The sequence below is a fragment of the Mycobacterium colombiense genome, assembly GCF_001953985.1.
GTDB lineage: Bacteria > Actinomycetota > Actinomycetes > Mycobacteriales > Mycobacteriaceae > Mycobacterium > Mycobacterium colombiense_B.
On record NZ_MBEI01000051.1, the window covers coordinates 1 to 20,562 of the forward strand.

At 66.9% G+C, this 20,562-nt stretch carries 19 protein-coding genes and 1 pseudogene; 17 read left to right on the forward strand and 3 right to left on the reverse strand.

Annotation, left to right across the window (positions count from 1 at the left end; translation table 11 throughout):
* From A5732_RS13040 to A5732_RS13050, 3 genes are all read left to right on the forward strand, one after another.
* Positions 1 to 1,464: FAD-dependent oxidoreductase (locus A5732_RS13040; RefSeq protein ID WP_253189056.1), on the forward strand; the 1,464-nt coding region annotated here is incomplete at its 5' end.
* 155 nt (positions 1,465 to 1,619) lie between these two features.
* Positions 1,620 to 2,483: an IclR family transcriptional regulator gene (locus A5732_RS13045; protein ID WP_076053538.1), complete on the forward strand. Its 864-nt coding sequence runs from the start codon at positions 1,620 to 1,622 to the stop codon at positions 2,481 to 2,483.
* Entirely contained in the window at positions 2,480 to 3,403 is a 924-nt protein-coding gene (locus tag A5732_RS13050) for an alpha/beta hydrolase (RefSeq protein ID WP_076102403.1), read from the forward strand. The genes A5732_RS13045 and A5732_RS13050 overlap by 4 nt, the downstream gene beginning before the upstream one ends.
* On the opposite strand, the gene A5732_RS13055 is transcribed toward A5732_RS13050, so the two are convergent.
* The gene (locus A5732_RS13055) at positions 3,380 to 4,618 is read right to left on the reverse strand and encodes an NADH:flavin oxidoreductase (RefSeq protein WP_076102404.1); all 1,239 of its coding nucleotides are present in this window, start codon (positions 4,616 to 4,618) and stop codon (positions 3,380 to 3,382) included. The genes A5732_RS13050 and A5732_RS13055 overlap by 24 nt on opposite strands.
* A 99-nt stretch (positions 4,619 to 4,717) precedes the next feature.
* Here A5732_RS13055 and A5732_RS13060 point away from each other — a divergent pair, with 99 nt between their 5' ends.
* From A5732_RS13060 to A5732_RS13070, 3 genes are read left to right on the forward strand one after another with little or no spacing between them, the layout of a single operon-like run.
* Positions 4,718 to 5,065 (forward strand): hypothetical protein, encoded by a 348-nt coding sequence (locus A5732_RS13060; RefSeq protein ID WP_076053544.1) that lies wholly within the window; start codon positions 4,718 to 4,720, stop codon positions 5,063 to 5,065.
* Positions 5,058 to 5,693: a Dabb family protein gene (locus tag A5732_RS13065; protein WP_076102405.1), complete on the forward strand. Its 636-nt coding sequence runs from the start codon at positions 5,058 to 5,060 to the stop codon at positions 5,691 to 5,693. The genes A5732_RS13060 and A5732_RS13065 overlap by 8 nt, the downstream gene beginning before the upstream one ends.
* Positions 5,694 to 5,701: 8 nt before the next feature.
* Positions 5,702 to 6,139 (forward strand): SRPBCC family protein, encoded by a 438-nt coding sequence (locus A5732_RS13070; RefSeq protein WP_076053549.1) that lies wholly within the window; start codon positions 5,702 to 5,704, stop codon positions 6,137 to 6,139.
* Positions 6,140 to 6,169: 30 nt separating this feature from the next.
* On the opposite strand, the gene A5732_RS13075 is transcribed toward A5732_RS13070, so the two are convergent.
* Both A5732_RS13075 and A5732_RS13080 read right to left on the reverse strand, forming a co-directional pair.
* On the reverse strand, positions 6,170 to 7,057 hold the full coding sequence (locus A5732_RS13075) for an SDR family NAD(P)-dependent oxidoreductase (RefSeq protein WP_076102406.1): 888 nt from the start codon (positions 7,055 to 7,057) through the stop codon (positions 6,170 to 6,172).
* Positions 7,054 to 8,994, reverse strand: a complete 1,941-nt coding sequence (locus tag A5732_RS13080; protein WP_076053554.1) for a flavin-containing monooxygenase — start codon at positions 8,992 to 8,994, stop codon at positions 7,054 to 7,056. Before A5732_RS13080 ends, A5732_RS13075 begins: the two co-directional genes overlap by 4 nt.
* Before the next feature lie 94 nt (positions 8,995 to 9,088).
* Here A5732_RS13080 and A5732_RS13085 point away from each other — a divergent pair, with 94 nt between their 5' ends.
* The 11 genes and pseudogenes from A5732_RS13085 (at position 9,089) to A5732_RS13135 (ending at position 20,562) form a co-directional block, all read left to right on the forward strand.
* On the forward strand, positions 9,089 to 10,687 hold the full coding sequence (locus A5732_RS13085; RefSeq protein ID WP_171975017.1) for an acyl-CoA synthetase: 1,599 nt from the start codon (positions 9,089 to 9,091) through the stop codon (positions 10,685 to 10,687).
* Positions 10,688 to 10,724: 37 nt separating this feature from the next.
* Entirely contained in the window at positions 10,725 to 11,831 is a 1,107-nt protein-coding gene (locus tag A5732_RS13090) for a zinc-binding dehydrogenase (RefSeq protein ID WP_076102408.1), read from the forward strand.
* Between the two features lie 20 nt (positions 11,832 to 11,851).
* Positions 11,852 to 13,270, forward strand: a complete 1,419-nt coding sequence (locus A5732_RS13095) for an aldehyde dehydrogenase family protein (RefSeq protein WP_076102409.1) — start codon at positions 11,852 to 11,854, stop codon at positions 13,268 to 13,270.
* Positions 13,267 to 14,043, forward strand: coding sequence for a crotonase/enoyl-CoA hydratase family protein (locus A5732_RS13100; protein WP_076102410.1), 777 nt, complete (start codon positions 13,267 to 13,269; stop codon positions 14,041 to 14,043). Before A5732_RS13095 ends, A5732_RS13100 begins: the two co-directional genes overlap by 4 nt.
* The gene (locus tag A5732_RS13105; protein WP_076102545.1) at positions 14,043 to 15,182 is read left to right on the forward strand and encodes an acyl-CoA dehydrogenase family protein; all 1,140 of its coding nucleotides are present in this window, start codon (positions 14,043 to 14,045) and stop codon (positions 15,180 to 15,182) included. The genes A5732_RS13100 and A5732_RS13105 overlap by 1 nt, the downstream gene beginning before the upstream one ends.
* Positions 15,179 to 16,204, forward strand: a complete 1,026-nt coding sequence (locus tag A5732_RS13110; RefSeq protein ID WP_076053567.1) for an acyl-CoA dehydrogenase family protein — start codon at positions 15,179 to 15,181, stop codon at positions 16,202 to 16,204. Before A5732_RS13105 ends, A5732_RS13110 begins: the two co-directional genes overlap by 4 nt.
* A 72-nt stretch (positions 16,205 to 16,276) precedes the next feature.
* A complete protein-coding gene (locus A5732_RS13115) occupies positions 16,277 to 16,768 on the forward strand; it encodes a nuclear transport factor 2 family protein (RefSeq protein WP_076102411.1) in 492 nt (163 codons plus the stop codon).
* Positions 16,768 to 17,640, forward strand: coding sequence for an SDR family NAD(P)-dependent oxidoreductase (locus A5732_RS13120; protein ID WP_076102412.1), 873 nt, complete (start codon positions 16,768 to 16,770; stop codon positions 17,638 to 17,640). The genes A5732_RS13115 and A5732_RS13120 overlap by 1 nt, the downstream gene beginning before the upstream one ends.
* Before the next feature lie 12 nt (positions 17,641 to 17,652).
* Positions 17,653 to 18,637, forward strand: a pseudogene (locus A5732_RS13125) (alpha/beta hydrolase).
* A 45-nt stretch (positions 18,638 to 18,682) separates the two neighbouring features.
* Positions 18,683 to 19,759 carry a hypothetical protein gene (locus tag A5732_RS13130; RefSeq protein ID WP_076053574.1) on the forward strand — a complete coding sequence of 359 codons (1,077 nt, stop codon included), beginning with the start codon at positions 18,683 to 18,685 and terminating at the stop codon, positions 19,757 to 19,759.
* A gap of 20 nt (positions 19,760 to 19,779) precedes the next feature.
* On the forward strand, positions 19,780 to 20,562 hold the full coding sequence (locus tag A5732_RS13135; RefSeq protein WP_076102413.1) for an SDR family NAD(P)-dependent oxidoreductase: 783 nt from the start codon (positions 19,780 to 19,782) through the stop codon (positions 20,560 to 20,562).

Genomic DNA, 20,562 nt, shown 5'->3' on the forward strand with positions numbered 1-20,562 from the left:
AACCCCCACGGCCCCGGCCCCCCGGGCGGGGGGGGGTCAACCACCGGGGGGGGCCCCGCGCCGCCGGGCGTCGGCGCGGCCCCGGGGGGCGCGGGCGGGGCGGGGGGGGGGGCGGCGCCCGGCTCCGGCGCCGACGTGCTGGTGCTGGAGCGCACCGGCTCCTGGGGCGGCGCGGCGTCGATGGCCGGCGGGTTCATCTATCTCGGCGGCGGCACCCCGATCCAAACCGCTTGTGGCTTCACCGATTCCGTCGACAACATGGCGGCCTTCCTCAACGTCGCGATGGGGCCCGGCGCCGACGAGAACAGGATCGCCGACTACTGCGCGGGCAGCGTCGCGCACTTCGACTGGCTGGTCGGGTGCGGCGTCCCCTTCAAGGCCGAGTTCTTCTCCGAGCCCGGCTGGGAGCCGATGGGCGATCAGGGGCTGATGTACAGCGGCGGCGAGAACTCGTTCCCGTTCAACACCATTGCCTCCCCCGCGCCGCGCGGGCACGTCCCGCAGATGCAGAACAAGAAGCAGGGCGAGGCCAGCGCCGGCTACATGCTGATGAAGCCGCTGGTGGAGACCGCGACCGCGGCCGGCACGCGGGCGCGCTACGACGTGCGGGTGTCGCGGCTGATCGTGGAGTCCGACGGCCGGGTGGTCGGCATCCGCGCCCGAAAGTACGGCACCGAGATGAACGTCCGGGCGCGGTCCGGGGTGGTGCTGGCGACGGGCAGCTTCGCCTACAACGAAGCGATGGTCCAGCGGTATGCGCCGCGGATCGCCGGCCGGCCGGCCGCCTCCATCGAGCAGCACGACGGGCAGGCGATCCGGATGGCGCAGGCGCTGGGCGCCGACCTGGCGCACATGGACGCCACCGAGGTCGCGATCTTCATCGACCCGCAGCAGCTGGTGCGCGGCATCCTGGTCAACGGCCGCGGGCAGCGCTACGTCGCCGAGGACACCTACCCGGGCCGGATCGGGCAGCTCACCCTCTACCAGCAGGACAACGTCGCCTACCTGATCATCGACGGCGATGCGCAAGAGGAGGCGATGGCCTCGTGGTCGCCGAAGTTCATGCTGCGCCCGGCGACCTGGGTGGCCGACAGCGTCGCCGACCTGGAGCGCGACATGGGGCTGCCGCCCGGCTCGCTGCAGGCGACGGTGGCCGCGTACAACGAGGGCGCCGCGCGCGGCGAGGATCCGCTGCTGCACAAGAAGCCGGAGTGGATCAAGCCGATCGGCTCCCCCGTCGGCGCCGTCGACCTGCGGGAGAACACCGGCGGCTTCACCCTGGGCGGGCTGGCCACCACGCTGGACGCCGAGGTGCTGCACGTCAGCGGCGAACCCATCCCGGGGCTCTTCGCCGCCGGGCGCTGCACCGCCGGCCTGGCCGCGTGGGGGTACGCCAGCGGCGTCTCGCTCGGTGACGGCAGCTTCTACGGTCGCCGCGCCGGACGGTCCGCCGCCAAGGGCTGACCAGCACCCGATCACTTGATCGCCGTCGGACATGACCGAGTCCGGCGGCGATTGTTCGTGTGGCGTGTGACAGCAACCACACGAGTGTGATAGGAATAGATATTCCTAATAGGAATATGCCATCCAGATACACAGATGTATTGGAGGACTGATCGATGGCTCCGACCGCCGACACCACGGAATCCGCCGCGCCCACGGCGGTCATCGACCGCATCTCGCTCGTCCTGGACGCGTTCGACGGCCCGGGGCGCCTCACGCTGGCCCAGATCGTCCGGCGCACCGGCCTACCCCGGTCATCGGCTCATCGGATGCTCGAGCGCCTGGTGCAGCTGCGCTGGCTGCGTCGCAACGGCCGCGACTACGAGCTCGGCATGCGGCTCGTCGAGCTGGGCTCGCTGGCCGTGCATCAGGACCGCCTGGTGCGCGCCGCCGGTCCCCTGTTGGGCGAATTGCACCGCGCCACAGGACTTGTCGTGCATCTTGCGGTCCTTGACGGTGCCGACGTGGTCTATCTCGAGAAGATCGGCGATCAAATGGCCGGCGTGATCCCGACCCGTGTCGGTGGTCGGCAGCCCGCTCACTGCACCGCGATCGGTAAGGCGATCCTGGCCTACGAGGGCGAGGACGCCCACCGGACGGGCCAGGTCGGTCCCCAGGCTCGTCTGACCAAATACTCGATTTCCACCACCCCGCAGCTGGCAGCCGAGCTGGCCAAAGTCCGGGCGCACGGCGTCGCATTCGAGCGCGAAGAATCGCTGCTCGGCTTCGGCTGTGTTGCAGCGCCCATCGGGGGCCCCGGTGAGGCCGTCGCCGCGGTCTCGGTGTGCGGACCCATGAACCGCATGAGGTTCGACCAGCGGCTCGCGGCTCCCGTGCGCATGACCGCGATGGGCATCTGGCGCAATGTGGAAGACGGCCCGCAACGAGTTGCCCCGACTCTGCAGCCGCTGCGGCCGTTGCTTCCGCATCGGCCCCAGCACGCGGCCCCGGCGCCCCGCCCGGCTCTGCAGTTCGCGTGAGCCTCGACCCGCAGATCGCCGACATCCTGCAACAACTGGACGACGGCTTCCCCCCGGTGCAGGACATGACCGGGGCGCAGGCCAGAGCACTGATCAAGTCGAGATTCGTACCGTCGGCCCAGCCCGAACCCATCGCCGAGGTCGCCGATCGCACGGTCGACGGCCGGGTTGGCCAGGTTCCCGTGCGCGTGTACCGGCCCGGCGCCGCGGGTCCACTCCCCATCGTGGTCTACGCGCACGGCGGCGGATTTGTGTTCTGCGACCTGGACAGTCACGATGGCTTATGCCGTAACATCGCCAACCTTGTTCCAGCCGTTGTGATTTCAGTCGACTACCGGTTGGCTCCGGAGAATTCGTGGCCGGCGGCCGCCGAGGACATGTACGCCGTGACCTGTTGGGCCGCCGAAAACGCCGTTGCGCTAGGCGGCGATCCCGGGCATCAGGTCGTGGGCGGCGACAGCGCCGGGGGCAATCTGGCCGCGGTCACCGCGATCATGGCCCGCGACCGCGGTGGACCCATGCCTGCCGCCCAACTGCTGCTCTACCCGGTGATCGCGCCCGACTTCGACACCGAGTCCTACCGAACGTTCGGCCAGGGCTACTACAACCCGAAACCGGCGATGCAGTGGTACTGGGATTCCTACGTGCCGTCGCATGAGGACCGCACGCACCCCTACGCCGCCCCCCTCAACGCCGACCTACGCGGACTACCGCCTGCCGTCTTGGTGATCGCCGGCCACGACCCCCTGCGCGACGAGGGCCTGGCTTACGGTGCCGCGCTGACGGCGGCCGGCGTGCCGACCGTGCAATTGCATTACGAGGGCGGAATCCATGGGTTTATGACGATGCCGATGCTCGACATCGCTCAGCGGGCACGCAAAGATGCAGCCGCCGGCCTAGTCGAGCTGCTGCAGCGGTAACCCGTTAGCAGGCAACATTTTTGCCGCACCGTAACGCTGCCCGGGATCCAGCACGCAATGGGTCCGGCCGAACACGGTGACCATGCACTTGTTGTTGTGTGTGCACCGGCTGCGGGCGGCCGGATCAGTGACCATCTTGGAGACCAGGTCGGGTTCGCGCAGCAGCGCCCGCCCCATCGCCACAAAATCGAAACCTTCGCGCATCCCGGTCTCGGCGTGCTCACGATTGGTGATGCCACCCAACAGGATCAGCTTGGTGTTGCGCATGACCGGGACGAATTGGCGGGCATTCTCCAGCATGTAGAGGTCGCGGTAGGGGTAGTCGCCCATCGCCCACCTTCCGATGAACCGGATCCCGGTGCGCATGGGCTGCGGCATGACCTTGGCGAACTCCCTGACCGGGACGTCACCACGAAACAGGTACATGGGCTTGAAAACCGAAGAACCCTGCGTCAATTCGATCGCATCGAGGGTCGCATCGGCGTCGAGCAGCGCGGCGGTGCGCAGCGCCTCGTCGACCCAGATGCTGCCGGGCACACCGTCGTCCATGTCGAGCTTCGCGGTTACCGCGATGCGGTCGCCGATCACGTCGCGCACGCGTCGGGCGATCTCACGGCAGAACCGCGACCGGTTGTCGATGTCGCCGCCGTACTCGTCCCTGCGCCGGTTGATCAGCGGGCTCAAAAACGAGCTAGGCAGGTACAGATGGCCGAAATGCAGTTCCACGGCGTCGAAGCCCGCCTCGGCCGCGACCCGGGCCGCCGCACCGAACTGGTCGACCACCCTCGCGATTTCGTCGCGGGTGATCTCGCGGCAGTAACTCATCGACGCGGGATTGATGAACCTGCTCGGTGCCACCGGGGTCACCCCGGTCAGCTTCTTGTGCGCCACGACACCGGCGTGACCCAATTGCGCCGAGATCGCGGCCCCGTCCCGGTGGACCGTGTCGGCCAGCTTTCGCAGGCCGGGCAGGGCGGCCTCGCTCATCACGATCTGCCCGGGTGCGCTGGCCCCTTCCGCGGAGACACAGCAATAGGCGACCGTCGTCATACCGACGCCTCCGCGGGAAAAGGCGCGGTGGAACTCGATCAAGTCGTCGGTGACCAGGCCGTGCGGCGAACGGCCTTCCGACGTGGCGGCCTTGATCACTCGGTTGCGCAAGGTCACTGGACCCAGGGCTGCGGGGGCGAAGGGCTCCGGCTGCACTGCGCTCATGCGGCCACCTTTACTCCGCATGCGGCGACGGTCAACGGCACCTTCCCGATGGCCGGGAGCCGGCGACGCGGGCCCACGTGGGTGTCCTACGGTCGGACTATGGCCGACGGCGACATCTTCGTGATCGACCGCGTGGTGACCCGACCCGGATGTGCCCGCCGATTCGTCGAGGCCTACCTCGCCGAGTACGCCCCCGGGGCGCGGGCACGTGGCATGACGTTGCGGGACATTCTCGTCAGCCCACCGATCTGGTTCGACGACGACAGCAACGTCGTCACGGTCAGCTGGACGCTGCCGAGTACGCAGGCGTGGTGGGAGATGACCTGGAAAGGCCGCCCCGACCCGACGCTCGGCGAATGGTGGTCGCGGATAGGCGAGTTGGTCGCCGAGCGGTCGCGGTCCTTCGCCGCGGCGGCCGACGACGTGGACGGACTCTGCGATGTATAGCGTCACCCGCCTGATCGACGTCGCCGAACCCGACCGCGACCGGATGCTCGACGAGTTGCGCGACGCGGCTTCCAACGCTGCACCATTGCGCTGGATGGTGGAACCCACCCTGCCCGGTTCGCGCAATGGCGGCGACATCCTCGCCCACCTGCGCTTCGCCTCCAAAGATCAGTGGGATCGCGCGGCCGGATGTTTTGGCGAGGTCTTGGGTGACCCCGCGGTCAGCCGGGTGAACGGTGCGGCCTACTCGGGAATGCCGGCACACCGGAGAGACCAGCCCGCAACCGTGTACCGGGCACTGCTGTTAAGCGTGCTCACCGGCACCGACCAGGCCACCATCGCGCGTTTCGAGGCTGACCTGCAACGGATGCCGCGCTACGTGCGCACCATCACCGACTGGCAGCTCAGCCGGGTCGAGGAGGCGACCGGTATCTCGGCGTGGACCCACGTGTTCGAACAACTCTTCACCGACGCAGGCGGGTTGATGGGCCCGTATCTGATGCATCCGATCCACTGGGCGGTGGTGGATCGCTGGTTCGACCCCGAGTGTCCCGAGATCATCGTGCGCGATCGCGTCTGCCACAGTTTCTGCCGGAGCGACGCGGCCGTTCTTCGGCCCGGTGGATAATCCACGCGATGCACTACTCAATTCGGTTCCAACGGGCATGCGCTGCGCCGCCGGAGGTCGTCTATGACCTTCTCGTCGATGCCGAGCGGTGGCCGGATTGGTTGTCCGGTGCGCGCAGCGCCTGTTGGGAGGGTCCGGGAACTTCCGGCACACAGCAAGGCCGCCTACGCAAGGTCAATGTGAGTGGTTTGACCATGCGCGAGAAGATCCTGATTGACGACGGGCCGCATCACCATGCCTACAGCATCCTGTCCGGAATCCCGGTCGCCGACCATCGCGCCGATGTTCACATCAACGAGCGAGCCGGCGGATCGCTTATTGTCTGGCGGGCGACATTCCGCCCGCGGATTCCCTTCACCGGCCCCTTGATCTGGTTGATGCTACGCGCGAGCATGCCCAGAATGGCGGCCGCTTTGGCCAAGGGAGCCGAGCACCGTCCCGCCTGATCGGCGATACGCGTCAGCGTGAAGATCGCCTCAGATCCCCGCGGAAAGGATGTTCGGATTGGCCGTCGCCGGTGGCTGCATTGGCGACAACACCGTCGTGCCGTCGAGGCTGTGCACCGGCAATTGTTGCGACCACGGGTAATGCAAACTGAACGCAACCAGGCCCGTACGCTGCGCGGCCGGAACATGGCACATCGCCAGCACCGTCTCGGCTAAATACTCCACCGGTTCGGTCGGGAACGAATCCGGGATCAGCTGCGCGGCACCGGGTGTGCGAACAGCCGTCGATGGGCCGACGCAATTCACCGCAATGTTGGCGTCGAGGAGTTCGGCCGCCACGCCCTGCGTGAAGCGGTGCAGCGCCGCCTTGCATGACGCGTAGATGACGTCGCCAGAAGTTTTGTTGTATTCGCGGTAGGGGCGCACCGGTGCCACTCCGGTAACCGAGCCTATGTTGACAATCCATCCGGCGCCTTGCTTACGCATATGCGGCACAGCGGCTTTGGTCAACACAAACGGTGTCCGAAGGTAGTGCTCCACGGTGCGGTCGAACGTGTCGAGGCTCATGTCCTCGACCACCGAGTAGTCGGCGAAACCGGCGTTGTTGACCAGGATGTCGATGCGGCCGGTGCGGTCGAGGACCGCGTCGACCAAGACGTCGCGTTGCGCGGCGTCCTCCAGATCGCTCGCGATGCCAAAGGCCGACCCCCCGGCGGCCTTGATCAGCCCCACCGTTTCGCCGATGGTACCGGGCAGGGCGGCGGTCGTACCGGCCCGCATCGACAAAGAGGGGGCGTGCGATCGGGCGGTGACGGCCACCGTGGCACCCTCGGCGGCCAGCCGCTGCGCGATGGCCCGGCCGATGCCCCGACTACTTCCGGTCACCAAAGCCGTTTTGCCACAAAGTATTCCATTCATCTGAGCTCGAGATCCGACTCGATGGGGGCGCGGTGGTCGTGCCAGAAATCCACCAGACGGTACGGGAAGGCGGTCACGATCCGGCCCCCGCCCGAACGGTAATAGGTGTGCGCCGACGGGGTGTGGCACCACACGGTGCCGGCCATGGTCGCATCGATCTTGGCTACGTAGCTCTCGTAGGCGCGCTGCGTCACCTCGATGGTTGCGGCCTGGCGCAACGCCATCAACTGCAGGCATTCCATCACGTAGTGCACCATCACCTCGACGCCGAAGTTGTGACCGGCGCCGTGTCCGGGGCTGTAGTTGGGTGCCGAGGAAATGAACATGTTGGGGAATCCGGGCACCATCCCGCCGCGGTAGGCCCGGGGGGCGTCGCCCCACTCGTCGGTCAGCTTCGTGCCATCTCGGCCCCGAATATCCACGGTGGAAAGGAAATCCAGGTAGTAGCCGGTCGCGTAGATGATGACGTCGAGGTCGATCTGTCTGCCGTCCGCCGTGACGATCCCGGCCTCGTTCACCCGGGCCGGCTCACTGGCCTCCACGTCGACGTGGTCGCGGGCCAGCGCCGCGTAGTAGCCGCCGGGGTCGCGAATGATCCGCTTGCCGTAGGGAGCGAAGTCGGGCGTCACCTTGCGCGCGAGCTCGCTTCCCGCGCCGAACACACGATCGATGTATTCCTGGCACATCTTCAGCAAGACGTCGTTGGCCGGCGAGATCGACAGATGTTCGCCCGCCCATTCCTGGTCGTGCAGGATCACCGGATAGTTGTTGTCCGATGTCCCCCAATACGATTTGAGCCGAACCCAATTGGCGTAGTACGGCAACCGGGTGCCCAGCCAGCGCTGGTGGGTGGGAACATCGTCGGACGCACGCCGTCGCGGTGCGACCCAATGCGGCTGGCGCTGAAACACCGTCATCTGGGCGACCTGGTCCACGGTCGCGTCGACGATTTGGACCGCGGTGCAACCCGCCCCGATGATCGCGACCCTCTTACCCGTGAGATCGAGCTCGCGATCCCACTGCGCGGAATGGATGGAAATTCCTGAGAACGTTTCGCGGCCGGGCAGATCCGGCCAACGCGGCCGGTTGAGGTAGCCTGCCGCCGGGATGACAACGTTGGCATAACTGACGTCGCGCATCCCATCCGGGCCGACCGAGTGTATCTGCCATTGCCGGCGCCGCTCGTTCCACCACAGGGCTTCCACCTCGGTACCTAAGCGGGTGCGCTTGCGCAGGTCGTTCTTGTCCGCCACGGACACGAGATAGGCCTGGTATTCCGCGCCCTGCGGGTAGTAGCTCGACCAGTCGCCGTTGATGTCGCGCGACAGCGAGTAATACGCCGACGGTGTATCCACCCCGATGCCGGGATACGTTGTGGTGTACCAAGTGCCGCCCACCTCGTCGTTTCGCTCGATGATCTGATAGTCGATACCGGCGTCGGCACACGCGAGCGCGGCGGTTATCCCAGCGATGCCCGCGCCCATGATGACCACACGGAAATCCTCGGGGAGCTTTGCGGTGCGCGGTAGCACCGGTTGCGAGGGCTGAAATCCGCCCTGCTCGAGCAGCAGGTGCAGATATTCCGGGCCGATCTCTCCCCCGAGCGCAACGGGGGCGACACGGGCGAACAGGTCGAGATCATCGGCGGGAACCGCATCCGCCGGTCGGGGCGACCCCAACGCCGTGACGATTTCGTCGATGAGTTGCCTGGCCGTCTCCGGGTCGGTGACACCGGCCTGCTCAGGCGGATCGGGCACGTAGCTGATCTTGGACGCGAACCGCTCGGCCACGGCCGGGTCCCCGGTCAGCTGCGCCAGCACAGCGACCAGTACGCCGGGGTCCGCTTGGCGCAGGTTGGCCCGAAGCTCGTCGACTTCTCGGGGGTCCAGATCCGCTTGTCCGGCGTTGTCGGTCGTGACGGGGACACCAGTGCTCATGGCAACGAGTATCGGTGTGCTTCGCAACCGTGGGCAGGCCCCTTGTCTACTCAGCGGGACACGCACGACCCGATCAGTTGAATCGGCGCTTACCGTGACGGCCATGCAGCCGGATGACCTCGATACCTCGATCGCCAGGGCGCGTAGCCACGGACTCGGCGACCTTCCCCGGCGCTCGGCCCTCCGGCAGCCGGACAAGATCGCGATCATCGACGGCGATGTCGTTTTGACCTTCGCCGAATTCAACCATCTGGTGGACCGCGCGGCGGCCGCGTTGCGCGACAACAATTTTCAGGTCGGCGATCGGATCGCCCTGTTATCTCGGAACTGCTGGCAGTACGCCGTGCTCGCATTCGCGACGGCGCGCGCCGGCGTGGTCCTGGTTCCGGTCAATTTCATGCTGACCGCCGAGGAGATCGCCTACATCCTTGGTCACAGCCGGGTCACCGGTTTCATCGTCGAAGCGGAGCTGACCGAGACCGCCGAGGAGGCGATCCGGCGCACTGGTGTGGTGCGGACCAAGGTCGCTCTGGTACCCACCGGACGCCGGCCCGCGGCGGGGTGGGCCGACTTCGCCCAGTGGCTGACCACCGACACGCCTGCCCCGAACCCGTGCATTGACGACGACCAGCCGGTGCGGTTGATGTACACCAGTGGAACCGAGTCCCGTCCCAAGGCCGCCATCCACACCGGCCGCAGCCTGATGTGGCAGTACGTCAGCACGATCGTCGCCGGCGAGATGTCGCAGGACGACGTCGAGATCCACTCGCTGCCGCTGTACCACTGCGCCCAGCTTGACAACTTTCTGGCCACCGATGTCTACCTCGGCGCCACCAGCATCATCCTGCCGCGGCCCGAGCCCGAAGCGGTGTTGCGCACGATGGAGCGCTACCGGGTCACCAATTACTTCGCTCCCCCGACGGTGTGGATCTCGCTGCTGCGTTCACCGCTGTTCGATCAGGTGGACTTGTCCAGCCTGCGTAAGGGCTACTACGGCGCCTCGGCGATGCCGGTGGAAATCCTGCACGAGATCCGCGACCGGCTACCGGCTCTGCGATTGTGGAACTTCTACGGCCAGACCGAGATGGCGCCGCTGGCCTCCGCACTGGGACCCGACGAGCAGGACGCGCACGCCGGGTCCGCCGGCCGGCCGGTGGTCAACGTCGAAACGGTGGTCCTCGACGACGAGGACAATCCCGTCGCCACCGGCATAGTCGGCGAAATCGCCCACCGCAGCCCGCATTTGACGCCGGGCTACCTCGACGACCCGGAACGCACCGCCGAGGCCTTCCGAGGCGGCTGGTTCCACTCCGGGGACTTGGGTTACTACGATGAGCACGGACTGCTGCAGGTCGTCGACCGTAAGAAGGACATGATCAAGACCGGTGGCGAAAACGTAGCCAGCCGAGAGGTCGAGGAAATCATCTACCGGCACAACGGTGTTCAAGAAGTCGCGGTGTTCGGCCTGCCCCACCCGGTGTGGGTGGAGGCCGTGGTGGCCGCCGTGGTCGCGCGCGACGGCGCCCAGATGACCGAGGATGACCTCGTCGCGCATTGCCGGGAGCACCTGGCCGGATTCAAGGCACCCAAACGCGTCTTCTTCGTGGACGCGCTGCCGAAGAACCCTAGCGGTAAGTTGCTCAAACGGTTGCTTCGGGAGCGTTTCACCCTGGAAAATCAGGTGCCCTGCTGATCTCGATATTGCTCTGCCCGAAAGGAATTCACTTCCGATGCACAAAGGCCGCATAGCGCGATTCGATGGGCCGGGAAAGCCCTTCGAAATAGAAACGGTAACCCTGTCCGATGTGGGCACCGGCGAAATCCTGGTCAAGGTCGCCCGGGCCAACATCTGCGGCTCGGACGTGCACGCCTGGCACGGCACCTTCGCCACCCGGGGCCTGGGCGGTCAACTGCCCACCGTCCTGGGTCACGAAATGGTCGGCGCGGTCGAAGCGCTCGGCGACGGTGTCAGCACGGATTCCAACGGCAGACCGCTGCAGCTCGGCACCCGTGTCGTCTTCCCCTACTTCTTCTGCTGCCACCGATGCCGAAATTGCCTGGCCGGCAGGCGCAACGCCTGCATCAGCCTGAAGATGGCGATGCTCGGCCGCGCCGACGAACCGCCTTACTTCGTCGGCGGCTACGCCGACTATTACCTGCTGCCGGCCGGGGCGGTGCTCTACAAAGTGCCGGACAGCGTGTCCGACGATAACGCCGCCGGCGCCAATTGTGCACTATCCCAAGTGATGTACGGTCTCGAGCGGATTGATCTGCAACTCGGGGAAACGGTCGTGGTGCAGGGCGCGGGCGCGCTCGGTTTGTACGCGATCGCGGTCGCCAAGGCGCGCGGCGCCGGTACCGTCATCGCCATCGACGGCGTTCCCGAACGCCTGGAACTGGCAACCGCTTTCGGCGCCGACAACGTCATCGACATAACCGACGTGACCGAGGTCAAAGACCGGGCCAGGATCGTGCGCACACTGACCGACGGGCAGGGCGCCGACGTCGTGGTCGAAGTGGTCGGCCACCCGTCGGCGATCGACGAAGGGCTCAAGCTGCTCGGCCAATTCGGCCGCTACGTCGAGATCGGCAACATCAACATCGGCAAGACCTTCGAGTTCGACCCCTCCCGGTTCGTGTTCGGGAACAAGACGATGATCGGCGTCTCCCTCTATGCCCCGGAGGTGTTGTCGCGGGCGCTGACCTTCCTGGAACAGAACCAAGACCGGCTGCCACTCAACCGCCTTGCCGCGGCATGCTATTCGCTCGACGACATCAACGAGGCATTCGCGGCCGCCGAAGGCAAGCGCGACGTCCGCGCCAGCATCATCCCCTGATCGAAAACCGAAAGAAGACCATGCACAACTACGACCGCAGCACGCTGTTCATCGACGGAAAGTGGGTCGAGCCCGACGGGCGTGACGCCATCGAGGTGATCGACCCCTCGACCGAGAAGCCGATCGGGTCGGTGCCCGCGGCCACCACGGCCGACGTCGACGCCGCGGTAGCCGCCGCCCAGCGCGCGTTCGACCCGCTGATCGGCATCGCCGAGCGTCGCGAGCGGATTGCCGAGGTGATCGCCGCGATGGAAAAGCGACTGCCCGACATCGCCGAGACCATCGCCCGGGAGATGGGCGCGCCGCTGCGCATCGCCCAAACCGTGCAGACCCAAGTGCCGCTGGCGGTAGCCCGGGGTTTCGCCGAGGTGCTGGACACCTTCGAATTCGAAGAGCGCGTAGGCAATTCGCTGGTCGTCCGGGAACCCTACGGCGTGGTCGGGGCGATCACCCCGTGGAACTATCCGCTGTATCAAGTGGTTGCCAAGGTGCTGCCGGCGATCGCCGCCGGCTGCACGGTGGTGCTCAAGCCCAGTAACGAGGCGCCCCTGTCGGTGTTCGAGTTCGTGGAGGCCGTCGAGGAGGCGGGCCTTCCCGCCGGGGTGGTGAACCTGGTGTCGGGCGGCGGGCAGCTGATCGGCGAGCGGCTCGCCGATCATCCCGACGTCGACTTCGTCTCGTTCACCGGTTCCACCGGCGTCGGCGCCCGAGTCGGCGAATTGGCCGGGCGCACAGTCAAGAAGGTAGCCCTGGAATTGGGCGGAAAGTCGGCCAACGTGATCCTCGATGATGCCGACCTGGCCACCGCGGTCAAGGTGGGCGTCAGCAACGCCTTCCTCAACGGGGGCCAGACCTGCATGGCCTGGACCAGAATGCTGGTGCCCAGGTCGCGCTACGACGAGGCACTGGAGGTGGCTCGGGTCGCGACGGCCAAGTACACCGTGGGTGACCCGTTCGATCCGGCGACCCGGATCGGCCCGTCGGCTTCGGCCAAGCAGTTCGACACCGTGCGCGGCTACATCGAGCGCGCGCAGCGCGACGGCGCGCGGCTGGTCACCGGCGGATCCGAGAAGGTCCGCGAGGTGGGCTATTACGTGGCACCGACGGTGTTCGCCGACGTCGACCCCGACTCGGAGCTGGGCCAGGAGGAGGTGTTCGGTCCGGTGCTGGCGGTCATACCGTTCGACGACGACGCCGACGCTCTGCGGATCGCCAACGGCACCCCGTACGGCCTGTCCGGCGCGGTGTGGGCCGGCGACACCGAGCGCGCGATCGCCTTCGCCCGCGGTGTACGAACCGGTCAGCTCGACATCAACGGCGGCAAGTACAACCCTGTCGCGCCCTTCGGTGGTTACAAGAAATCCGGCATCGGCCGCGAACTGGGCCGCGCCGGGTTCGAGGAGTACCTGCAGACCAAGTCTCTACAGTTGCCAGCATGAACGCGCCTCTCGATATCGCCGCGAGCGGACTGACTCAGGTCTGGACGATCAACCTGCCCGAGGTGGGCAATGCGATCACCGGCCACGATTTCATCGCCGCGTTCGAGGAGGCCGTCTACGCCGCCAACGCCGACACCTCGATCCGCGCGGTCATCCTCACCGGAGCAGGCAAGATCTTCTCCGCCGGCGGCAATGTCAAGGAGATGGCCGACCGTGACGGCATGTTCGGCCTGGACGCACTGGACCAGCGGCACGCCTACATCGCCGGAATCCAGCGCATCCCGCGGGCGCTGGACCTGCTGGAGGTACCCCTGATCGCCGCGGTCAACGGGGCCGCCGTGGGCGCCGGCTGCGACCTGGCGATGATGTGCGACATCCGGATCGCCTCGGAACGCGCGTCATTCGCCGAGAGCTTCGTGCAGCTCGGTCTGATTCCCGGAGACGGAGGTACCTGGTTCCTGCCGCGTGCGGTGGGATATGAGCGCGCCGCCGAGATGACATTCACCGGCGACCGCGTGGACGCGGCGACCGCCCTGGCATGGGGCATGGTCAGCCGGGTGGTGCCGCACGACGAACTGCTCACCCAGGCACAGGCATTGGCCGAGCGGATCAGCAAAAATCCGCCCCATGCACTGCGCATGGCCAAGCGGCTCCTACGAGAGTCACGCACGGGCACGCTCGACGCCACGCTGGGCATGGCCGCGGCCATGCAGCCGCTGGCCCACGCCTCCGCCGAACACGGGCAACGCATCCAGAAGTGGCAGACGCGCTGATGACGCTGCCCCGCTTGGTGCCGCCCGCCGGCGTCGACGCCGCGGCGACCGCAGGCCTGCGCACCGAAGTGCGCGATTTCCTAGCCGACCAACTGGCCGCCGGGGCGTTCACACCATCGATCGATGCCTGGCTGACGGGCTGGGACGAGAAGTTCACCGCCGCGCTCGCCGCGCGCGGTTGGCTGGGCATGACCGTGCCGGTCGAATACGGCGGGCACGGACGCTCGTTTTTGGATCGTTTCGTCGTGACCGAGGAACTGTTGGCGGCCGGCGCCCCGGTGGCCGCGCACTGGATCGCGGACCGTCAGATTGTGCCGTCGCTGCTCAAATACGGCACCGAAGACCAGAAGTCGGAGTTCCTGCCGCGAATCGTTCGCGGCGAGTGCTTCTTCGGCATCGGCATGAGCGAGCCCGACTCCGGCTCGGACCTGGCCAGCGTGCGCACCAGGGCCGAGCGCGTCGACGGCGGCTGGTCGCTGACCGGCACCAAGGTCTGGACGTCGGGGGCGCACCTGGCGCACTGGTTCATCGCGCTGGCGCGCACCGCGCCGGTGGATCCCGAGCAACGCCATGCCGGGCTCAGTCAGTTCATCGTCGACCTGCACGGGCCCGGCATCGAGATCAGGCCGATCGTGTCGATGAACGGCGCCCACCACTTCAACGAGGTGATCCTGGACTCGGCGTTCGTCCCCGACGACCTGGTGTTCGGCGACATCGGCAACGGTTGGCGGCAGGTGACCTCGGAACTCGCCTTCGAACGCAGTGGACCCGAGCGGTTCCTGTCCACGTTCGTGCTGTTGTCGGCCTGCGCCGACCGGATGGCGTCCAACGCCATACCCCGCGATCCGAATCTGGGACGTCTGGTGGCGCGCATCGCCGGGTTGCACCGGATGTCCACGGCGGTGGCCGGTGCGCTGGAACGACACGAGCCGGCGGACCTACCCGCGGCGGTCGTCAAGGTGCTGGGCACCACCACCGAGGGTGATATCGCGGAGTTCGCCGATCTGCAGGACTCCCCCGATTCCCTGTTCGCCCATCTGGTACGTGCGGCCGTGGATCAGCGACCCGGTTTCACGCTGCGCGGCGGCACCAACGAGGTGCTGCGTGGCGTCCTGGCGCGCGGATTGGGCTTGCGATGAGCGCCGGGCCGTCGGTCGACAGCGCCCTCGTCGACATGATGGGGGCGGTTTTTGCCGATTACCGGGACACGCATCCGCCCTTGGCAACGATCGAGCGGGACCCGCTGTTGTGGCGTCACCTCGACGAGCTCGGTCTGGTGCGTTTGACCGGTCCGGAACAGCACGGCGGCAGCGGGGCAAACTGGTATGAAGCGGCCGAACTTCTGGCTGCGGCCGTTGATCACGGGGTGCGAATCCCGTTGGCCGAGCACGATTTATTGGCATGCTGGCTATTGGACGCGGCCGGTATTCCGGTCGACGATGCGGTTCGGACCGTATGCGTGCTCGACAATCGGGGCACTGCGACCGCGGTGCCCTGGGCGGCTTCGGCAGATCGGATCGTCGTCGTCTGGCGCGGCGGGGGCGGCCGCCAGGTCGCCGACGTCGCCGCCGCGCGGCTCTCGATCACTCCGGGTAGCAACCTGATCGGCGAACCGCGAGACACAGTGGCCGCCGATCTGGCCGGGCTGGACGGGATTCCGGTGGACCGGGCGCTCATCGACCAGCTTGGGATGAAAGCGGCCCTGGTCCGATCCATCCAGGCCAGTGCCGCCCTCGACCGCATCCTGCAGCTGTGTGTCGAGCATGTGACCGCACGGGTCCAGTTCGGCCGCCCCCTCGCGAAGTTCCAAGCCATACAGAGCCTGATCTCGGATGCTGCCGCCGAGGCCGCACTGGCCCGAGCGGCGACCGAGGCCGCGCTGCACGCCGCGGTCACCGGCGACTGGTCGACACCCGACTTGGATTTCCTGGTGGCCGTGTCGCGTTCGTGCGTCGGCCATGCGGCGTCGGTGGTGGTGCGCAACGCCCACCAGCTGCATGGCGCGATCGGCACCACCCGGGAGCACCGGTTGCACGAGTTCACCCGGGCCGCGCTCGCATGGCGCTCGGAGTTCGGCTCGGTGCGGTATTGGGACGAGCGGGTGACCGACGCGGCGCTGTACGCGAGCACCGGCGCGCTGTGGAGCCTCATCACGGGCTGAGTCCCGGAGCCGTGTTCCACTGACCGGGCATCCGCGGTGTTACCGCGACCACACTCGGGGTTGACTGACGGGATGAGCGACGACATCACGCTGCCGGAACTGCAGGAATTCATCGCATCCTTCTGGTATCACTACGACGAGGGCCACTACGACGAGCTGGCGGCCAGTTACGCCGAAGACGTGCACTACCTGACCCGAAGCGATTCCGGCGCAAGTCCTTTCGAAGAACTGATGTCTCCGGAGCTCCAGGGCCGCGACGCGGTGATGGGATGGCTGTCCGAGCACCGCGAGCAGAGCCCTTACCCACTGCGCCACCACGCGACCAACGTGCACCGCACCGGCGCGGACGGCACTGACGACGGGGCCACCCGCGCGCGGTTCTACATCTTCGTCAACCAGATCGCGAACTTCGTGCCGTTCGCGGTGTCCAGCGGGGTGGTCAACGTCGCCGTTCGGCGCGGTCCCAATGGACTGGAGTTCACCGACATGGACGTGATTCTCGACGCCACCAACTCGGTCCTGCTCTCGGAACTGCACGCCGAAAGCGGCGCCGGCGCACAGTGATGGGTGCTCGACAAGCATTCGGAGGCGGTGTCGCGGTCATCACCGGCGCCGGATCCGGCCTGGGAGCCGGGCTAGCACGGTACGCGTCCCGGCTGGGCATGACGGTGGTATTGGCCGACATCGACGCGGACGCCGCGGCCGCACTGCGCGACGAACTGTCTGCGGCGGGTGGCGTGGCACACGATGTCCTCTGCGACGTGCGCGATCCCGATGCCCTCCGAGACCTCGCCGACCGCGCCTACCGTGACGTCGGACCGGTGCGCCTGCTCGTCAACAACGCCGGCATCGAGCAATTCGGCTACCTGTGGGACACCCCGGTGGCCAACTGGCGGCGCATCATGGACATCAACGTCAACGGCGTGTTCTACGGCGTGCGTGCATTTCTGCCGAAGATGATGGCCACCGACGAGCAAGCCTGGGTGTGGAACATCGCGTCGGTGGGCGCGGTGGTAGCGATCCCGTTACAGGCGCCCTACATCGTCAGTAAGCATGCGGTGCTGTCGTTGACCGAGTGTCTGCACCTCGAGGTGCAGGCCACCGGGCACCACCATCACATCCACGTCCAGGCCGTGCTGCCCGGACCGGTGCGCTCGAACATCTTCGAGTCAGCGGGCGGTGTCGAACCCGGCGTAACCAGTGACGTGGCCGCAGCCGAAGGCCACCGCTCGACGATGCTCGACATCAAGGCGGCGTCGATGGATCCGCTGGAAGCCGCCGAGATGATCTTCACGCAGTCCACCGAGGGCCACTTCTACCTGCACACCCACCCGGACAGCGTGGGCGCGGCGATGGTCGAGCGCGCCAATGTTCTTGCCGCACAACAATCCCCACAACTTAGGACCGAGACCCGATTTGAATCCGCGCCGCAGTGACATGGCAACCACATGACGCCTTATGCGTTGGATCCCGACGCGGCCGCCCGGGTCGCCTCGCTAGGCGAGATCGCTCCGATGCGGCAACGGGGTTTGGCCGCGGTGCGCGCGGGACTCGAGTCCGCGCCGCTGCCGGCGGCGATGCCCGAGATGGCCGCCGTCACCGAACGGCTGATCCCCGCTGCCACGGGCGACATTCCGGTCAGGATTTATTGTCCGACAAATGATTCCGGCGGGCCGGTATTGATCTATCTGCACGGCGGCGGACTGGTGATGGGGTCCAACCACTCGTTCGAGCCGCTGGCGCGCGAACTCGCCTCGGCGTCCGCGGCCACCGTCGTGGCTGTGGACTACCGGCTGGCCCCGGAGGCGCCGCCGCCGGCCCAATTCGAGGACGCCTACGGCGCCACCGAATGGGTATCGCGAAACGCCGGCGAGCTGGGCGTCGACGTTGATCGGCTCGCGGTCATCGGCGACAGCGCCGGTGGGTCGCTGGCGGCGGCAGTGGCGTTGGCCGCGCGCGATCGCCACGGACCGACCGTCTGTGCGCAGGTGCTGCTCTATCCGGGCCTGGACCGCGACATGTCGGTCGCCTCGATCGTCATGCTGCCCGATGCGCCACTGCTCGCCCGGGACGACATCGACTACATGCACGCATTGGCCGATGGCGACGCCGGACCCCCCACCGACCCATATCTGGTCCCGGCGTATGCGGCCGACCTGTCCGGTCTACCACCGGCGATCGTGGTCACCGGGGGCTGCGACCCCATCCGGGACTGGGGTGAGCGCTACGCGGGCCGGCTGCGCGACGCCGGCGTGCAGACCACCCTCACCCGCTATCCCGGCATGTACCACGGCTTTCTGATGCGTTCCGATGCCACCGCTCGCGGCCGGCTGGCGCTCGCCGAGATCGGCGGGTTGCTGCGGGCCAAGTTCGCCCATCCGCTGCGGTTTTGACGTCCCGATCACCGGACAGCCGTACACCGCATCGCGCTGATCCTGCGCACAATCAACAAACCTTGAACCGCAAAGGAGACAGCTGATGCTCACCGACGAGCGCCGGATGGAGCTTTCCGACGTGCTGCGGCCGGCCGCCCCGCCCCGCGAAATCGACAAGGTCTACACCGACGACCAGCGCGAGCGCCTATTGAATGTGGTGCACACGCACGGTCCGTGGCGCCTCATTATCGCCCAGCACTTCGCGTCCGCCGATGAGCTGATGGCGACGATGAGCGGTGCGTTTCCTGAGGGGTTCACCCCCTCGCTGGACCTGTTTCTTACGCCGACGTTCCGCGGCTACCTCGCCAGCTATGGCGCTGTGCTGTACCCCGAACTACACGACTGCTTCTACAACGCCGCTTTCCTTGAACATGCGAAGCGCTACTGGAACGCTGAGTACGCCAAGCCCGAGATGATGCTCTTCAACATCAATGGCCCTTGCGCCAACCGCGATCCGGGTCACTTGGATTCGCCGAGCTTTCGCGGTGTACGCCACGAGAACGCACCGACCTGGCTGTGCAGCGTCATGGGCAAGTCGGGGTTGTTCTCCGACTACCTGATCAAAATGGCGCAGGTGATCACGTGGTTCTCCCTCGACGCCGGAAGTGGCTTTACCTACTGGCCCGACGGTCCGCTGAAAGCCCCGGCGCGAGTGCTGCCGCCGATCAACAATCGCGGCGTGGTGGTGCAAAACGAGATGATGGTGCACCGCGGGGAAGCCAACGGGCCACTGGAACAACAGGTTCCCACCGGTTTGGCGTTCGACACAGTTTTCACGGGCGACCCGTCCGATCGCAACCACTGGCTGCTCAAGAACGGCGACGACATCATCGCCCGCCACCACACTGACGAGTTGCGATTCCTGGTCCACTGGTCGGCCGAGGTTTTCTCCGACTACGACGAACTCAAGAAAAATATGGAAGGCTCCGACGACATCACCATCGACCGCGCGATCGACATGATGCTGGATGACCTCAATGCCAAGGGCATCAAGCTCGAGGTCCCGAGTGAGCCACTGCATGACCCAGAATTCATCGCTGCCCTCAACGCCGCCTATGACGTCGGGGGTCCAACCACCTATCCCGACCAGGCGCCGCTGAGCGCGTTCCAGCTGACCTGATCACCGAGAGGCATTGCGTCATGGACCGTTTCGCAGGCCGCCGCGTAATCGTGACCGGGGCCGGCTCCGGGATCGGTGCGGCCACCGCAGCCCGTCTGCTCGACGAAGGGGCCACCGTGGTGGCCTATGACATCTCCGCGGAGGGGTTGGCACGCACGGCTGCCGCCGCCGACGACGCCGGCACCGGTAAACGCCTGACCACCGCCGTACTGGATATCTCGGTCGAAGGGGATGTCATTGCCGCAGTCGGTGCCGCGGTAGCCGACCTCGGCGGCCTCGAGGTGCTGGTCAATGTCGCGGCCGTACAGACGTGTTCGCACACTCACCAGACCACGCTGGCCGACTGGAACAGGACGCTGGCAGTCAATCTGACTGGCACCTTCCTGATGACCCGCCAGGCGTTACCGGCGCTGCTCGAATCCGGCCGCGGTGTGGTCGTCAACTTCACCTCCACCGCCGCGTCGTTCGCCCACCCCTACATGGCCGCGTATGCCGCCAGCAAGGGCGGCATACTGAGCTTCACGCATTCGCTGGCACTCGAGTATTCCAAGCAGGGGCTGCGCGCGGTCAACATCCAACCCGGCGGGATCTCGACGGCACTGGCCAACAGCACGCTGGAGAAAATGCCCGACGGCTATGACCTGGGGCTGTGGGCCAAGCAAACTCCGCTGCTGCACGGTAAGGACAGCGAAATTCTCGGCGACCCGAGCGCGGTCGCCGCGGTGATCGCCATGGCGGCTTCCGACGACGGTGCGTTCCTCACCGGGACCGAGATTCGCGTCGACGGCGGAGCTCACGCCTGA

Coding starts and splice junctions, on each gene's coding strand:
- A5732_RS13070 (WP_076053549.1), top strand. CDS start 5,702: ATGCACTACTCAATTCGGTTCCAACGGGCATGCGCTGCGCCGCCGGAG.
- A5732_RS13065 (WP_076102405.1), top strand. CDS start 5,058: ATGTATAGCGTCACCCGCCTGATCGACGTCGCCGAACCCGACCGCGAC.
- A5732_RS13075 (WP_076102406.1), bottom strand. CDS start 7,057: ATGAATGGAATACTTTGTGGCAAAACGGCTTTGGTGACCGGAAGTAGT.
- A5732_RS13110 (WP_076053567.1), top strand. CDS start 15,179: ATGAGCGCCGGGCCGTCGGTCGACAGCGCCCTCGTCGACATGATGGGG.
- A5732_RS13130 (WP_076053574.1), top strand. CDS start 18,683: ATGCTCACCGACGAGCGCCGGATGGAGCTTTCCGACGTGCTGCGGCCG.
- A5732_RS13135 (WP_076102413.1), top strand. CDS start 19,780: ATGGACCGTTTCGCAGGCCGCCGCGTAATCGTGACCGGGGCCGGCTCC.
- A5732_RS13095 (WP_076102409.1), top strand. CDS start 11,852: ATGCACAACTACGACCGCAGCACGCTGTTCATCGACGGAAAGTGGGTC.
- A5732_RS13120 (WP_076102412.1), top strand. CDS start 16,768: ATGGGTGCTCGACAAGCATTCGGAGGCGGTGTCGCGGTCATCACCGGC.
- A5732_RS13090 (WP_076102408.1), top strand. CDS start 10,725: ATGCACAAAGGCCGCATAGCGCGATTCGATGGGCCGGGAAAGCCCTTC.
- A5732_RS13105 (WP_076102545.1), top strand. CDS start 14,043: ATGACGCTGCCCCGCTTGGTGCCGCCCGCCGGCGTCGACGCCGCGGCG.
- A5732_RS13055 (WP_076102404.1), bottom strand. CDS start 4,618: ATGAGCGCAGTGCAGCCGGAGCCCTTCGCCCCCGCAGCCCTGGGTCCA.
- A5732_RS13115 (WP_076102411.1), top strand. CDS start 16,277: ATGAGCGACGACATCACGCTGCCGGAACTGCAGGAATTCATCGCATCC.
- A5732_RS13045 (WP_076053538.1), top strand. CDS start 1,620: ATGGCTCCGACCGCCGACACCACGGAATCCGCCGCGCCCACGGCGGTC.
- A5732_RS13080 (WP_076053554.1), bottom strand. CDS start 8,994: ATGAGCACTGGTGTCCCCGTCACGACCGACAACGCCGGACAAGCGGAT.
- A5732_RS13100 (WP_076102410.1), top strand. CDS start 13,267: ATGAACGCGCCTCTCGATATCGCCGCGAGCGGACTGACTCAGGTCTGG.
- A5732_RS13060 (WP_076053544.1), top strand. CDS start 4,718: ATGGCCGACGGCGACATCTTCGTGATCGACCGCGTGGTGACCCGACCC.